Here is a 15,501-nt window from a genome sequence, read left to right on the forward strand (position 1 = left end):
TTTTATATTTAGGATAACAAGTTAACAAATGACATACATTATTATATTCATCATATTATTTATTTTGGAATTGCTTTACTTTCGTATTGCAGATCGTTTTAATATTATTGATAAACCCAATGAACGCTCCTCGCATTCTGCAATCACTTTGCGCGGTGGAGGTGTGATATTCTATCTGGCCGCTTTTATTTATTTTATTGAATCTGGCTTTCAGTATCCTTGGTTCTTCTTAGGACTTACCATGATGTCTGTTGTTTCTTTTCTAGATGATATTTTTACCCTTTCCAATAAAATTCGCTTGTTTATCCATTTCTCCTCAGTATTATTAATGGCTTACCAGTTGGATGTATTTGAAATGCCTTGGTATTATCTATTGATTCTGTTTATCGTTGTAGTGGGGGTGATTAATGCCTACAATTTTATGGATGGTATTAACGGGATCACTGCTTGTTATAGTTTGGCTGTCGGGGCTTTATTGATGATTGTCAACTATAGAATGTCTTTTATAGCACAGGATTTATTGGCTTATACTATGCTAGGAATATTAGTTTTTGCATTTTTTAATTTTAGGAAACGAGCCAAGTGCTTTGCTGGTGATGTGGGCTCCGTGGCTATTGCCTTCATCTTACTTTTTGCATTAGGAACCTTAATTTTAAAAACAGGTAATTTGATATATTTTCTTTTTCTCGCTGTATATGGCATCGACGCGGTCTGGACTATTATTCGCCGTTTGTATTTGAAGGAAAATATTTTTGAGGCACATCGTTCTCATCTTTATCAGTTTTTAGGTAATGAAGCGGGCATGAATAAGTTGTTGATTTCATTCATGTACGGGATAATTCAAATAATAATTGGTTTAGTCGTTATTAAGGTCGCATCTTATGACACCACATTTCAGTGGTTTTTTGCATTGACGCTCTTGTCTGGGTTGAGTATTTTATATCTAATAATAAAAACTTGGGCAATTAGAAAGTTCGTAAATAAATAGAAAAAATAATGGAAACAATACAAGGCGGAGTCGCTAAGGATCATCGGGGACAGATCAGATTTGTCAACGATTTTGATATGAAGTTGGTAAAGCGTTTTTATATCATTAAGAATGCTGATACAACCTTAATCCGTGGTTGGCGTGCACATCGGATAGAGCAGCGATGGTTTTATGTTTTGTCAGGTTCTTTTTGTGTAGATATTGTGAAAATAGACGATTGGGACAGTCCTTCACCCAATTGCCCTATAGAGAAAAGTATTTTAAATGCTCTAGACCAACAGGTATTACATGTGCCTTCGGGGTATGGGACAGCTTTTCAGGCTGTTGAGCCGAATAGTGAACTTTTAGTATTTGCAGATTATGGGGTAGATAATGCCAAATATGATGATTACACTTGGTCTTTAGATTATTTTGTAAATCTTCAACATGCTTCTAATAGTGTAAAATAAGATGGTTCAAATCATTTATTTTGAGGTGTTTAAAATGATTTGCTCAATTAAAAAATGATAATTTAATTATGTTTTGTAATTTGGGCATAAATTTTGTCAATCTGACGGCGGACCTTAATCAATATTAGAAACGCCCTTTTACTAAGATTTTAATATAAAATATTTTTGTCATTTAAATAATCGATATAGTTTAGTAAAGTAATATAGTGTATGAAATTTTTTTCAACGTGTGGTTTAAGCTTATGTATTTTGGTAATGTACACAATGCTTTTTTCTTCTTGTGGTTCTCGCAAGAATATGGTATATCTGCAACCAGATTCGTCAACCATAAATACCAATTATCAACAGTATATACCTAAAATTCAGCCACAGGATATATTGACAATAGCAGTCACGGCAGCGGATCCTAAAGCAGTTGCTGCTTTCAATCCAATAAGTACTATGACTCCTACGAATATGACGCAACAAGTTGACCTTGCACTTCGACCAACTTATACGGTTGATGAAAATGGTGAGGTAATTTTACCGATGCTGGGTAAAATCCATGTTGCTGGTATGACAAGGTTGGAGGCAATAGAGAAAATACGTTCTGAGTTGACTGTTTATATTAAAGATCCTGGTGTTAATATAAATTTCAATAATTTTAGAGTATCGGTATTAGGCGAGGTTACGAGGCCGGGGGCATTTATTATGCCAACGGAACGCGTTACTGTTTTAGATGCTCTTGGAATGGCTGGCGATATGACTATTCGTGGCGTCCGTAATAACGTGATGCTTATTCGAGAAATAGATGGACAAAAGACCATACATAGGTTGGATATGACAAAACAGGAAACCCTAAATTCTCCCTACTATTATTTGGTACAGAATGATGTGATTTATGTAGAGCCAAATAAAGCCCAAATTAATAATTCGAAGCTTGGCGCTAACTCAAATATTATTATTTCAGTTGCCAGTTTACTAATAACCGTAATATCTGTCCTTACACGTTAACAATAGCAATGGAACAACCAATACACATAAAAGAAAATCAAGAAGAGGAAATCAATTTGCGTCAACTCTTTGAGCAGTATGCTTATTATTGGAAGTGGTTTGTACTATCGGTCATATTGCTCCTTGGTATATCAGTATTATATCTGCGTTATGCCCAAAAGAGTTACAATACTACAGCAAAAATCCTCTTGAAAGATGAGAAAAGCGCATCTGCCGGCGAATTGGCTGGTATAGCAGAATTGAGTAGTTCAATAGGACTAGGAGGAAGTAGATCTGCCTTCGTAACCGACCAAATTCAGGTTCTATTATCTCGAAGGTTGATGAGAAAGGTAGTTGATAAACACCATCTAAATATTATTTATTCAGTAAAAGGGAATATACGTTTAACGGAGGTGTTGGAGAAAAATATGCCTTTTGTAATTGAACCTTTAGGCGATCAGGATACTTTGAATTTTGGGCTCGACATCAAGTTTTTAAGTGATAAACAGCTCCAAGTAATTGATCTTTCTAATAATAAAAAAGTTAGTGTTGTTTTTGATAAAGCAGCAAGAGTTGGTAAAAATACAATTGTATTTAAACGTAATTTGGATAATCCTATCGAAAGTGATGTTAATTATCGAATTTCGGTAATTCCTAAAGATTGGGCCGTCGATGCAAATCTCTCAGCAGTCACTATTGTACCAAGTAAAGAAATGCAATCCTATATCGTAAACTTTGCGATGGTTTCAACATTAAGTAAAAAGGCAGAATTAATATTAAATAGTTTAATAGAAGTTTACAATAATGATTTGACTGAAGATAAATTGCGGACAACGCGAGCGACATCAGATTTTATTAACAAACGCTTGATGTTAATTTCCAAAGATTTATCTGGTGCTGATGAGCAAGCGGCTGATTTTAAATCTTCAAATTCCATGGTGGACATGGCTGCCGAAGCAAGTGCTTTCTTAAATACAGCTACAGATAATGATAAGAAAGTGCTGGAATATCGTATGCAGTTGCAATTAGTTGATTATATGAATGATCATCTTAAAAATCAAACGGTGGGTAAGCTATTACCTTCCAATATTGGTTTACAGGATGCATCCATTGCAGCGTCGATAGCAGCTTATAATAAGCTCGTCTTGGAACGGGATGATTTACTAAAATCAGCTTCTGATAAAAACCCAGCTGTAGTAGCACTGAATGAGAATATTGCTGAAAATGATAAAAATATTCGACAATCACTGCAGAATTATAAAAGTGTGACTCAGTTGTCTCTAAATAGTCTTCTTCAGAAATCGAATGAGATTCGTGGTCGTATTAACGCAATTCCGAATCAAGAACAAGGGTTCAAAAAGATTTCTCGTCAACAGCAAATCGTAGAGTCTTTGTATCTTCTTCTTTTACAGAAAAGAGAAGAAAGTGAAGTCAAAGCTGCTGCTACACCGGATAATTTGAAAATTATAGATGCAGCTTATGGAAATGGAGTGCCTGTTTCACCTCGTAAAATGATAGTACTTCTCGGAGCAGTCATTTTGGGCTTGTTAATACCTCTTGCTGTTCTATATTTGAAATTTTTATTGGATAATAAAATCCATTCGCGTAAAGATATCGAGGATATTGTTAAAATACCGGTGCTTGGTGAAATCCCTACTGCAGAAGATACCATCGTACATTTAAATGATCGTTCCTCACTAGCAGAAGCATTTCGTATTCTTCGCACCAATATGAATTTTATGTTTGGGGCAGATAACAAAAATTCTTCAAAAGTAGTATTTGTAACATCAACAATATCTGGTGAAGGAAAGTCTTTTGTGACGACAAATCTTGCTCAGATTTTATCCATGTCTGGAAAAAAAGTGCTTTTGATTGGTGCAGATATTCGGAGTCCTAAAGTATTGGATTACCTTGGCTTATCCCATTTGCAACATACCAATGTGGGAATTACACAATTCTTGATTAACCCCGATATGGATGTTGACAATATTATTATCAAAAAACCAGGGAATTATGATTTTGACGTGGTTTACTCAGGTTATATTGCGCCAAATCCTGCTGAGCTATTAATGAATGGGCACTTCGATGATGTGATTAAATATGCACGTGAACATTATGATTATGTTTTGGTAGATACTGCGCCAGTAAGTTTGGTAACCGATACCTTATTAATTGCTCACAATGCTGATTTAACATTATATGTGTCTCGTGTCAATTATTTAGACAAGCGCTTGCTGCAGGTACCTCGTGAGTTGTATGTCGATGGCAAATTGAAGAACTTGGCTGCGGTAGTCAATGATGTTGATTTTGCTCGCGGTTATGGTTATGGTTATGGTTACGGATATGGATATGGTGATAAAGGTAAGAAGAAAACCGGAATAGCAAAAGTATGGCAAGACATCAAAGATCGTTTAAATATAAAATAATGCCACTTTAATCTAAATTTTGGCCTTATTGTTGTGGAACCCCAAGTCGGATAGTCGGCTTGGGGTTTTTTATAATAATTATTTCGGTTAAACAATTTTGAACAATAACAGAGATTCTAGTCGAATAATAAAGCTACCTAGATTTTTAATACATTAAAAACGAATATACTTATATTAAACATATGCTCTTATAAATAAACTATATCAATGAAAAAACAACTTTTATACACATTTGTTGGTCTATTTCTATTATCAATAGGATCTGTTTCAGCCCAATTTTCACGTCCGATTAGTATTGGGGCTGGTGCGGGCTCGACGATCAATTTAACTGATTTGGGAAATGTAGAATCTAAATTTGCTTTTTACGGAGAACTGGATTATTTGATTACACCATATATCTCGGTGGGTTTACATGGGGAGAAAGGGAAATTAGCTGGAAACGGTTACGATAGTGATTTTAAAAACCGTTATTTCGCTGGGAATATTAATGGTAAATTACGTTTGGGACATTTTCTAGATAATACGAATAACTATAGTTATTATACCCTAGAAGCAAATACGCTATCTCGTATTCTTTCTAATATTTATGTTGGAGCGGGAGCAGGGCTTGTAAAAAACCGAATTAATAGACATATATCACAATTCTACGCAAATTATTTAGCGTCCAATGGTGGAGAGCTTGCTGACAAGTTGGGCGAAATCCATTTTGTAGTGCCACTCAATGTGGGTGTTGATATTCCTTTTGGTCGTACACTATATGGTCCTCAATGGGCTATCAACGTAAACTATCAACATACCTTGACATTCAACGATAACCTGGATGGAATCAAAAATAAAAATAACGATCAATACGGATTCGTATCCCTAGGTGTGAAATATGCGCTGTTTAACCGCAACTAAGTCAATCAAATATGCTAGTCAAAAATAAACAAATGAAAAACATATCTAAATGGGCCAATGGCAATCGGCTGCTAGGATTAATTTCTTTAGCTATCCTGATTGGTTTTGTATCTTGTAAATCTAATTCTGCCATGTATAAGGCTCCAAAAGTTAATGCCTTTAAAGGTGGGAAACTGCCGGCGCCTCCTGGCATGGTCTATGTACCTTCCGGTACAATTCTTTTCAAAGGATCGCTAGATAGTGGTAACGTGGGGAAAAATGTGAGTGTGAGTGCATTTTTTATCGATGAAGCAGAAGTAACTAATAAACAATACCGTGAGTTCGTAAATTGGGTAGCAGATTCTGTGGCTGTAACGGATTACCTCAATGATGATCAGTATTTCTTGGAGATTGCAGGTGAACAGGTTGGCCAAAAGCGTATCAATTGGACAAAGGTCAAAAAAATATCTCCGATATGGAAAAGCAATGACCCAAGCATTCAAGAGCGTATTGCGCCTATGCTTGAAATGCAAGGAAATAGGCGGGCGCTAAACCCGGAGGCTATAAAATATCGTTTCTCTTATCTTCAATCAAAAGGTAATGTTAAAAATAAATATGTGACTGATACTGTAGCGGTGATGCCTATTGAAGACATTTGGACAAAAGATTTTCCGAATGCGCAGTTAGCATCCCTAGACGCTAATTATTTTACACATCCTTCTTTCGATTACTATCCCGTCGTAGGTGTCACTTGGAGACAAGCGCGCGCATTTACTGACTGGCGGGCCAACGAGATGGCGGCAACAGTATTAAAAAATTCTTATCTCAACGGTTATCAGCTAAGCTTAAGTTTGCCAACAGAAGCGCAATGGCAATATGCGGCTTCTGGCAAGTTGGATCCCCAGGATACCATCGCAGGTTCACGAATGACTATTGATGGAACAGAAGGTAAGAAAAAATTGGCTGTCAACTTTAAACAAGGTGAAGGAACATACTCGCGTGATGGAGCTACCTTTACTCTTCCTGTAAAATCTTATATGCCGAACGCTTTTGGTGTATATAATATGGCCGGTAATGTGTCGGAATGGACCTTGGATGCTTATAGTCCCTCCGCCGTTGTATTTGTCAACGACTTAAATCCAGCTCTCTTATATGATGCGGATGCTAGAGATGGGGATGCATTGAAGCGGAAAGTGGTACGCGGTGGATCTTGGAAAGATAATGGAGAGCAGTTAAATAGTGAAACACGCAATTATTCCGTAGACTACGAACCGCATTCTTATATCGGTTTCCGTTGTGTGATGTCTGCTTTTGAAATGCCTACGGTACAGAGCAAAACACGTAAGTATTAACCCGCTGTTTTAGAACCCAAAAATCGATAACAATGAGAACAAAAATAGTATTGATAGTAGCGATGACTTTTGGAGTTGGGTCATTGTTTGCTCAACAAGAGACAACGATAGATACGGTGCCCAAAAATCAGAACATTTTAAATAATGTCAATTCAACTACTCCTGTAACGTCAGGAGAAGTCATCCAGGACACAATTCCACTGACCGATGGATTCTATCAGGCAAATAATATGGAAGACGCTGTTCCTTTTGCTTATCCGGAGGTAAATAAAAAGAATATCCGTTTTTATAAACGCGTTTGGCGTGATATCGATCTCAAAGATGAAAAAAATAATATTCTAGCGATCCCGGGGAATTCCTTAATAGAGGTTGTTATGAAAGCAATTGAAAAAGGAAAACTATCTCTTTATAGTCCAGATGATGACTCTTTCAAAGGCCGACTAAGTGCCCAGGAAGGAATGGCCCGATTTGCGGATAGCGTACTTGTCCCAATCTTCGACGGAGAGGGAAATCAAATAGATTCCAAAATGGCATTGAATGAGTTTGATCCAGCTCGTGTGACCAAATTTAGAATTAAAGAGGATATCTTTTTTGATAAGCAGCGCAGTAGATTGGAAACACGGATTATTGGTGTAGCTCCTTTGATGAATATAACGACTTCAGCGGAACTAGCAGAATCGGTAGGTGCTACTCCTGCATTTTGGCTTTATTTTCCTCAGTTGCGCTATAGTTTGATACAAGTAGATATTTCTGACCCAGATAAAGGTCTTTATGATATGACAATGGATGACTTCTTTGTTCAGAATAAGTTTGCTAGTAGCATCGTACGTGAGTCATCTCCAGGAATGTTGCAAAATCTCAAAGAAACTGAAAATGGCGGACAACAATTAGACGGAAAGAAAGTAGAGGAGAAATTGGATGCCTATAAGAAAAAACTATGGAGTAATCCAAAAGGGGTTAAGGCTGAAGAATTGGAGGGTAATCAATCGGAAAATAAAAAAACGACAGAAGAGAAATTATAGTGTACCCTGCGTTTGTAAAGCGAGTGTCTCTATTTCAATAGAAACACTCGCTTTTGTTTTTAAAATTCATGATTTATTAATATGAAAAATGCAGAGGCTGGTATTAATATTGATGACAATTGATTTAATACCAATCAGAGATATCACTTACAATTAAACAAAATGAAAGATAACACGCAAAAGCCAATTCTAGTTATTTTGGCTGCAGGGATGGCAAGCCGTTATGGTTCAGCAAAACAAGTCGAGAGTTTTGGGCCATTTGGTGAAAAAATAATAGATTACTCTATCTATGATGCGATTCGCGCAGGATTTGGGAAGGTAGTTTTTGTAATTAGGGAAGAATTTCTGGACATAATGCGAAGTAATGTGGGCGATAAATTACCGGACACTATTGAGGTAACCTATGTTTATCAGGATTTTGATCTCAGTAAGTTTGGCGTAAATCGTATTGTCGAACGTCAGAAGCCATGGGGTACCGGTCATGCTGTGATGAGTGCAGAGTCAGCAGTAGATGGTCCATTTTGTGTGATTAATGCGGATGATTTTTATGGTTACGATGCATTCCAAAAAATGGCCTCTTTTCTTAGGGAACAGGCTACTGATCAACAGATGGCATTAGTGGGGTTTGAAGTAGGTAATACACTTTCCGATTTCGGTTATGTGTCTCGTGGTATATGTGAAGTGAATGAGGATAATCATTTACAAAGTGTTACAGAAAGAACGAACATCTACCGAAAAGATGCCGATATTGTCTTCGAACAGCAAGAGATCGAAACGATATTACCTGACAATACTCGAGTGTCAATGAACTTTTGGGGATTCACACCTCGGATATTTGAAATCGCTCGTGCACTTTTTCCAACTTTTGTAGAGCAAAATCATGAAAATCCAAAATCAGAATTCTTTATTCCAGATTTACCTGATTATATGGTGAAACAAGGATTGGCGAATTTCTTCGTACTGCCTACTGATGCAAAATGGTTTGGTGTGACGTATAAAGAGGACAAACGGCAAGTGCAACAGAGTATTGAACAGTTGATCTCCGAAGGGCATTACCCACAACGATTGTGGCTAGAAAAGAAAGTGGTGGATGAAAGTATTTATTTGGACTTCTAAACTAATAGTTTGAGCATATCTTCTTAATTAAAAGAGGATATGCTTATTCTTTAATCTTTGTCCTTCCCTAAAAACTTAGAATAAGTGTGGACTAATGGAAAAGCAATCGCTTCTTCGGGGGCATATTTTACATAACGTTTGAAATTTTGCCATAAACGTTTGGGAGAATCTGGCATTGCAAAGTGCTTCGATTTTTTACTATTTTCAAATCGATCATCATGTACGCCGAAATTGCCCGAATACCAAACCTCCTCCAGCATCCAATCGGCATCTATGCTTTCGGGATAAGGGAATGGGAGCGAGCTTTTTGGCAGTCCCAAATATTCAACAAGTATCTGATGAAGTAAGTGTATCCATCTCAAAATTCCAGTTTTTTGATAGATATATCCTAAAGCCGTTGGATCAATTTGTGTTGACACACTATAATATAAACGTGCCGAGTCACAAAACTGACGTAAACCTATTCCATAAGTGATCAAATGTTTTAAAATATGGACATTGACCTGAAGAAGTTGAAGTTCTGGTGCCAATAAACGAACAGAAATACCATTGATTTTGACCGTTTCTTGTTTATACTTATAGTCTAACAATAACTTTCTTAGATAATTTTTCTTTAGGGGACTTCGGAAATCAAATGTTCTTTTATGATGCTCTATATGAATTCCTTTCCAGTCATATTCCAGGCTGAATCCTGCAGTATCTTGAAAATTTGGGTGATTGTTTTTTAAAAAATTACGCGCTTTTGTATATCCATCGGCTTCAAAGCACCAATCAATATCACCACTTATACGGTGATTGGGAATTCGATAATAAGAGGCTACCCCCTGTCCCTTTTGTAATATAGGATGGATACCCTTATCGCTTAAAAGAACAAATTGTTCAGCAATCACTTCATTCATTTTTTCATTATGCCGCTCGATCTGATCCATCCGTACGGCCCACTTTAACCGAAGTGCTTGTGGTGGAAGCTGTTGTTCTTCCAGAAAGGGGAAACTATCATAAATAATTCCCTCAACGGTATGATTAATAGCATATCTTCGAATGGTTGACCAATCGTCTGATGTCAGCGATTGGGTCAAAGTGAGTTTACCTTCTCCCCAAAGACCCATGCGTAACAATTGAAAAAATATACCCTTTAGTTGATTGTTCATTTGGTTTTACAAATACACGTTGATCAAATATAATGATTAATATACTATGCTTAGCGATCTGGCTGCAATAAAAAAGTGATATTTAAGATTACGGAACTCCAGTCAACTTTGCCTAGAATGAATTAATAATGGCAGAATCTTTGCATGATAAGTAGCTAATAATTTAGTAAATTTGCAATCACTTAAGCCGTGAAAGGGAACTTTAATTAATTTTACATGAGTAATTTATGGAGGGAGGGTTTGTCCATCAACAAACCGCGTTGGATCATTCTGTTATTGGATATGATGATAGTGGTTGTGGCCTTTCTTGCCAGCTATGTCTTGATTTTTAAACATCGGGGGGGAGTGGAAATTGGCGCGATGCGAATACAGTTAATACTAGTATCTACCCTATATTTAGTGTGCTTTCTTACTATGGGCACATTTAAGGGCGTTGTTCATAAAACTGGCATTCGCGAATTACAACGTATGGTATTTGCGATTGGGATGGCCTATTTTTCATCAGTACTTGTATGTAAAATATTAGAGTGGACACAACCTTCGTTCTTAAATGTCTCTTTTCCTGTTTCCGATACTCAATTACTTTTCCATGCATTAATAGCTGGTTTTGGAATGACCTTTAGTCGCGTGCTTTATCGGGCATTATATCACGAGCTGATGTGGGGCAACAAAGACAACCGTATTCCGGTTATTTTGTTTGGCGCAGGAAATATGGGAAATACGACCTTCCACTTTATCCATACGACTTCGCGTAACAAATACCGGATTGTAGCGATCATGGACGATAATCCGCATCGTATTGGTAATCGAATTCAAGGCTTCAGAATCCATGATATTAATAAATTGAATAAAGAATTTGTCGATAGACATGGAAATGCGGCAGAACTTATAGTGGCAGTCGATAATAGAGCTCCCGAAAGATTAAGCAAGGTCTTTAAGTTGGCCGAACCAATCCCATTAATTGTTAAAATTATTCCAGATACAGCACGGCTGATGGCGGGCGAGGTCGCGACAAGACAAATACGCAGTTTACGGATTGAGGATTTACTGGGACGTAAAGCAATCGACCTGAATAATCCTGCTATTGCTGCAGAGATGAAGGGGCAGATCGTATTGGTGACGGGGGGAGCAGGTTCTATTGGTGGAGAACTGGTTCGTCAGCTCGCTCATACCGATTTAAAACAACTTATTGTGGTAGATCAAGCGGAATCTTCTTTGTATGATATTCAACAGGAGTTGAGCTCATCTGCAAATTTTGGACGTTGTGTATTTATAGTGGGTAATGTCCGGGATGCTCTCTTTATGGATACACTGTTTCAGTTCTACAGACCGACATATGTCTTTCATGCGGCCGCTTATAAACATGTACCTTTGATGGAGGCAAATCCATACGAATCAATTTTAACAAATGTATGGGGCTCCTATAATGTAGCGAAGCTGGCAGATAAGTACGGTGTATCTAAATTTGTTATGGTCTCCACGGACAAGGCAGTGAACCCGACCAATGTCATGGGGGCTACCAAACGTGTAGCTGAAATTGCTATATCGACGGTGAATACAAACTCCAAGACCAATTTTATCGTCACGCGTTTTGGCAATGTATTGGGATCCAATGGTTCGGTAATTCCATTATTTGAAAAGCAAATGCTGAAGGGGGGGCCTTTAACGATTACCGATTCGAATATCACCCGTTATTTTATGACTATTCCTGAGGCTTGTCAATTAGTACAGGAAGCTGCAGTAATGGGTAAAGGCGGTGAAATATTTGTCTTTGATATGGGCGAACCTGTTAAGATTATGGATCTCGCGAAGCAGATGATCCGCTTAAAAGGCTACAATTATCCCGAAGATATTGATATTAAAATCGTAGGCCTTCGTCCAGGTGAAAAGATTTTTGAAGAGCTTCTGGCGAATGGGGAGAATACCGAAAAGACGTATCATGAGAAGATTATGATTGCAAAGGTCAACACCCCAGACCTCGCATTGCAAAAAGCGCGAATTGAGCAACTATGTGCACTGGCTAAAACAGCTGATCCGAATGATGATAAAATGAAATTAGTACAGTTGGTTAAAGATATCGTACCAGAATTTCGTTCTCAGAATTCTATTTTTATAGCATTGGATAAGTAAGTCTATCACAATAAAGCCAGCCTGCGAGAGCAATCGCAGACTGGCTTTTTTTATTATCAATTTTAATATCCCGGGTTCTGTGCCAGCATGGCCTCATCCCTTATGAATGCTAGGCCTCCATTATCTCCAGCTTTTTTTGCAATAGTAAAAAGTTAAGACAGTTGTTTTAATACAACTATGTTGCTTTTGTGTTGGTTTTATTATATTTGCAACTGTATTGCATTAATAAAAACTGTACTATATGATCAAACCCATAAAAATTATCCTAGCATTTATGCTCGTATCCGAGCTTTTTGTATCCTGTAAAAAAGAGGGGGAGACAACCGAGATTGTTTCACCAAAAGCAGAAAACGTAGAAATTGGCTATGCCAATAATAAGCAAGCAATCCGAGGGCGGGATTTCCATTTTAATGCGGATATTCTGGCCGGAGATAAAATCGAGTCCGTTCAAGTCAAAATTTTACCGAAGGCTGGGCTGACGAACTCATCGCCCTGGAAAATGGAAATTGCTTGGAAAGAGTTTACAGGATTAAAAAATGCCAATGTGCATAAGCATTTTACCATTCCAGTGGAAGCGCCTGAGGGTAAATTTGATTTTTTCTTTATCGTCAACGATGTTAATGGATCAAAGCTTGAGTTAAAGGAAGATTTTCAGATCTTCGATGCGGCTAATATGCCTGTTGACCCGATTGTGGACCGTGATATCTTCTCCCGAAACGATGATATGGTATATTATATGAATACCTATGTAGAGAATCCATTGGTTTTCAAAAAAGGAGATAAGTTTACGGCACGTGCACAGATCAAGCAGATCCAAGGGGATGGTATTTTATATACGGCATTGATCAGACGAACGCTGAATCATTTTCCTGAAACGGTTGATAAACTTGATTTGACGAAGGCTATCATTATCTCTAAAGTGGAGCATAAAGATCTGGGGCCAGCATCAAAAGTCAATACCTATAAGTTAGTCAATGGTACGATAAGTGGTGATGATATTCTAATCGGTGCCGAGAAAGATGGTTTAGGCAGTCAGATTAGCGGTGACCGACAATGGCAATCTGGTCAGTATAATCTCGTGATATTATATAAAAATACCACGTTTAATATGAGTACTATTAAGTCTATTCCGATTACTATTTCGTATTAGAAGATATTTGCCCAGTTAAATATATCAAAGCCTTCCCAATTAAAGGAAGGCTTTTACTTTTTTAATAATTGCTATGTAAGCATGGTGAATTAGCGGTTTTACTTGAAGGAATTGCGACTGGTGGTATAGCTAATTATATCATTGTGCGCTAATAGGGAGTTTGCTGATGTAAATGATCGCTGTATCGGTAGAAGTTGGATAAGTACGCTCATTGCCTTTAATTGTCCACTCAAAACGTGTTCCTTCAGCACCAATGTAAAGTCGGTTTTTTTTGTCGTGGTAAATATAATTCAGTTGTCGACGGAAAGGAAAATCGAGCTTCTGTTCGCCTTTATCAGTGACTCTTACTAGTTTATCTGGCTGCATCAAAGGGCGTCCATATTCTTTGTCGATGATTTCATAATAAAATCGGACTTGTCGAATGGTGGCTACCACCAAGGTATCGTCAATATTACCGTAAATAGCCGATGTACCTCTAAGCTGTCCCGGGATGCTCAATTTCGTCCAGGCAGCATCTTTCGTTTCAATATCGATAAGAGCCTCCGATTCAGAAGAGGCATCCTTTTGACAAGAGCTACTCTATTCTTGTATTATTCAACATACCGTTAAATCTCGACTTTATTTGAAGCGCCTTTGTTCCAGGTTAAAACAACTTTACTTTTGTGATTTGATATATCGCAATCTCCGCTGACACTAGCGCTAGCACCGACAACCAAAGCACAAATCATTACTTTTTAGCCCATACTTTTAACGAGGTAAACTCTCTGGGCGTCTCATGCGATAACTTGTTGCAGTAATAGCGTGCAAGAAAGCTTCAATGTCTTTGATCTCTGACTTGCTCAAATGCAGGGGCTGCATCAAGGGATCTGTGACTGGATAAAGTGGATCTTTTGCTTTCTGCTCGGCTGTTGCTGAATTCATTTGCATTCCACTGTTGTACATGTTTAATAATCCGGTCATATTCCAAAATAATCCGTTATGCATCCATGGGTCGGTATTCATCACATCTCGGAGGGACGGTGTCTGAAAGCGACCGACATCATTTGGATCTTTTGTTATCTCATAACGTCCAAGATCTTGAAACTTTCGCTTGTAATAGGTCAAGCCTATATTGTGGTATAAATTATCCGTGAAAAACTGTCCATTATGACAATTCATGCAACGGGCTTTGGTACGGAAAAGATGTAGACCTCGGATTTCTTGATCAGTTAAAACCTTATAGTTGCCATCCAGGAATTCGTCAAATCGACTCCTTCTGCTGCTAAGTGTACGCTGGAATGCGGCCAGGGCTTTTAGTACTTCGGGCATCGAATATTCAGCTTCTCCAAATGCTGCTTCAAAAAGTTTGTTATAGGATGGGATGGACTTAAGCTTTGGGATGAGCTTTGTGAGGTCCATATTCATCTCGTGATGGGCCTCTATGGGCCCTAATGCTTGCTCTTCCAAAGAACCTGCACGGCCATCCCAAAACAGGGCTTTACGGGCATAAACATTTAACAGGGAAGGCGTGTTGCGCTGTCCCTCGATATGGTCGTTGCCGACTGGGACCGTTAGTTTGTCTGCCCATGAGGTTTGCGGATTATGGCAACTGCTGCAGGAAATCTGATTGCTCCCGGACAGGATAGGATCAAAAAACAATAATTTACCCAATTTGACATCGGGACGTTCCATAAGGGCAAAATAGGTTGAATCAACTTTTGGAAGTGATTTAAATTCTGTCCATTTTACACCGGGGTCAATGGTGGGAATCGGCCATTCCCCTAGAGGTCGCGTGTATAACTGACGTAATTCTTCTTGCTGTGAATAGACAAAGGAGGAAAGAATCGCTCCTAATGCCAACGTTACTAACACAATACTTTTATTCAT

13 protein-coding genes are annotated in these 15,501 nt (G+C 38.0%); 10 read left to right on the forward strand and 3 right to left on the reverse strand.

Annotated elements, in window-relative coordinates; all coding sequences use genetic code 11:
- Positions 1 to 28 precede the first annotated feature (28 nt).
- The 8 genes from GVK91_RS16525 (at position 29) to GVK91_RS16560 (ending at position 9,204) form a co-directional block, all read left to right on the forward strand.
- Positions 29 to 988: a glycosyltransferase family 4 protein gene (locus tag GVK91_RS16525; RefSeq protein ID WP_159730235.1), complete on the forward strand. Its 960-nt coding sequence runs from the start codon at positions 29 to 31 to the stop codon at positions 986 to 988.
- Positions 989 to 996: 8 nt separating this feature from the next.
- Entirely contained in the window at positions 997 to 1,437 is a 441-nt protein-coding gene (locus GVK91_RS16530) for a WxcM-like domain-containing protein (RefSeq protein ID WP_159730237.1), read from the forward strand.
- Positions 1,438 to 1,647: 210 nt separating this feature from the next.
- Positions 1,648 to 2,430 carry a polysaccharide biosynthesis/export family protein gene (locus tag GVK91_RS16535; RefSeq protein WP_159730239.1) on the forward strand — a complete coding sequence of 261 codons (783 nt, stop codon included), beginning with the start codon at positions 1,648 to 1,650 and terminating at the stop codon, positions 2,428 to 2,430.
- Positions 2,431 to 2,438: 8 nt separating this feature from the next.
- The gene (locus GVK91_RS16540; protein ID WP_159730241.1) at positions 2,439 to 4,835 is read left to right on the forward strand and encodes a polysaccharide biosynthesis tyrosine autokinase; all 2,397 of its coding nucleotides are present in this window, start codon (positions 2,439 to 2,441) and stop codon (positions 4,833 to 4,835) included.
- Positions 4,836 to 5,042: 207 nt separating this feature from the next.
- A complete protein-coding gene (locus GVK91_RS16545; protein ID WP_159730243.1) occupies positions 5,043 to 5,735 on the forward strand; it encodes an outer membrane beta-barrel protein in 693 nt (230 codons plus the stop codon).
- Between the two features lie 32 nt (positions 5,736 to 5,767).
- Positions 5,768 to 7,066: an SUMF1/EgtB/PvdO family nonheme iron enzyme gene (locus GVK91_RS16550; RefSeq protein ID WP_159730252.1), complete on the forward strand. Its 1,299-nt coding sequence runs from the start codon at positions 5,768 to 5,770 to the stop codon at positions 7,064 to 7,066.
- A gap of 32 nt (positions 7,067 to 7,098) precedes the next feature.
- Positions 7,099 to 8,088, forward strand: coding sequence for a gliding motility protein GldN (gene gldN, locus GVK91_RS16555; protein ID WP_159730254.1), 990 nt, complete (start codon positions 7,099 to 7,101; stop codon positions 8,086 to 8,088).
- A 162-nt stretch (positions 8,089 to 8,250) separates the two neighbouring features.
- On the forward strand, positions 8,251 to 9,204 hold the full coding sequence (locus GVK91_RS16560) for a sugar phosphate nucleotidyltransferase (RefSeq protein ID WP_159730256.1): 954 nt from the start codon (positions 8,251 to 8,253) through the stop codon (positions 9,202 to 9,204).
- 50 nt (positions 9,205 to 9,254) lie between these two features.
- On the opposite strand, the gene GVK91_RS16565 is transcribed toward GVK91_RS16560, so the two are convergent.
- Entirely contained in the window at positions 9,255 to 10,355 is a 1,101-nt protein-coding gene (locus tag GVK91_RS16565; protein WP_159730258.1) for a nucleotidyltransferase family protein, read from the reverse strand.
- Positions 10,356 to 10,571: 216 nt separating this feature from the next.
- Here GVK91_RS16565 and GVK91_RS16570 point away from each other — a divergent pair, with 216 nt between their 5' ends.
- Positions 10,572 to 12,485, forward strand: a complete 1,914-nt coding sequence (locus GVK91_RS16570; protein WP_159730260.1) for a nucleoside-diphosphate sugar epimerase/dehydratase — start codon at positions 10,572 to 10,574, stop codon at positions 12,483 to 12,485.
- A gap of 241 nt (positions 12,486 to 12,726) precedes the next feature.
- Complete coding sequence (locus GVK91_RS16575) at positions 12,727 to 13,635, forward strand: DUF4625 domain-containing protein (protein WP_159730262.1); 909 nt, start codon at positions 12,727 to 12,729, stop codon at positions 13,633 to 13,635.
- A 138-nt stretch (positions 13,636 to 13,773) separates the two neighbouring features.
- On the opposite strand, the gene GVK91_RS16580 is transcribed toward GVK91_RS16575, so the two are convergent.
- Both GVK91_RS16580 and GVK91_RS16585 read right to left on the reverse strand, forming a co-directional pair.
- Entirely contained in the window at positions 13,774 to 14,133 is a 360-nt protein-coding gene (locus tag GVK91_RS16580; protein ID WP_159730264.1) for a hypothetical protein, read from the reverse strand.
- A gap of 249 nt (positions 14,134 to 14,382) precedes the next feature.
- Entirely contained in the window at positions 14,383 to 15,501 is a 1,119-nt protein-coding gene (locus tag GVK91_RS16585; RefSeq protein WP_159730266.1) for a cytochrome-c peroxidase, read from the reverse strand.

Origin of the sequence: Sphingobacterium sp. 18053, from assembly GCF_902706145.1 — a bacterium.
Classification (GTDB): Bacteria; Bacteroidota; Bacteroidia; order Sphingobacteriales; family Sphingobacteriaceae; genus Sphingobacterium; species Sphingobacterium paramultivorum.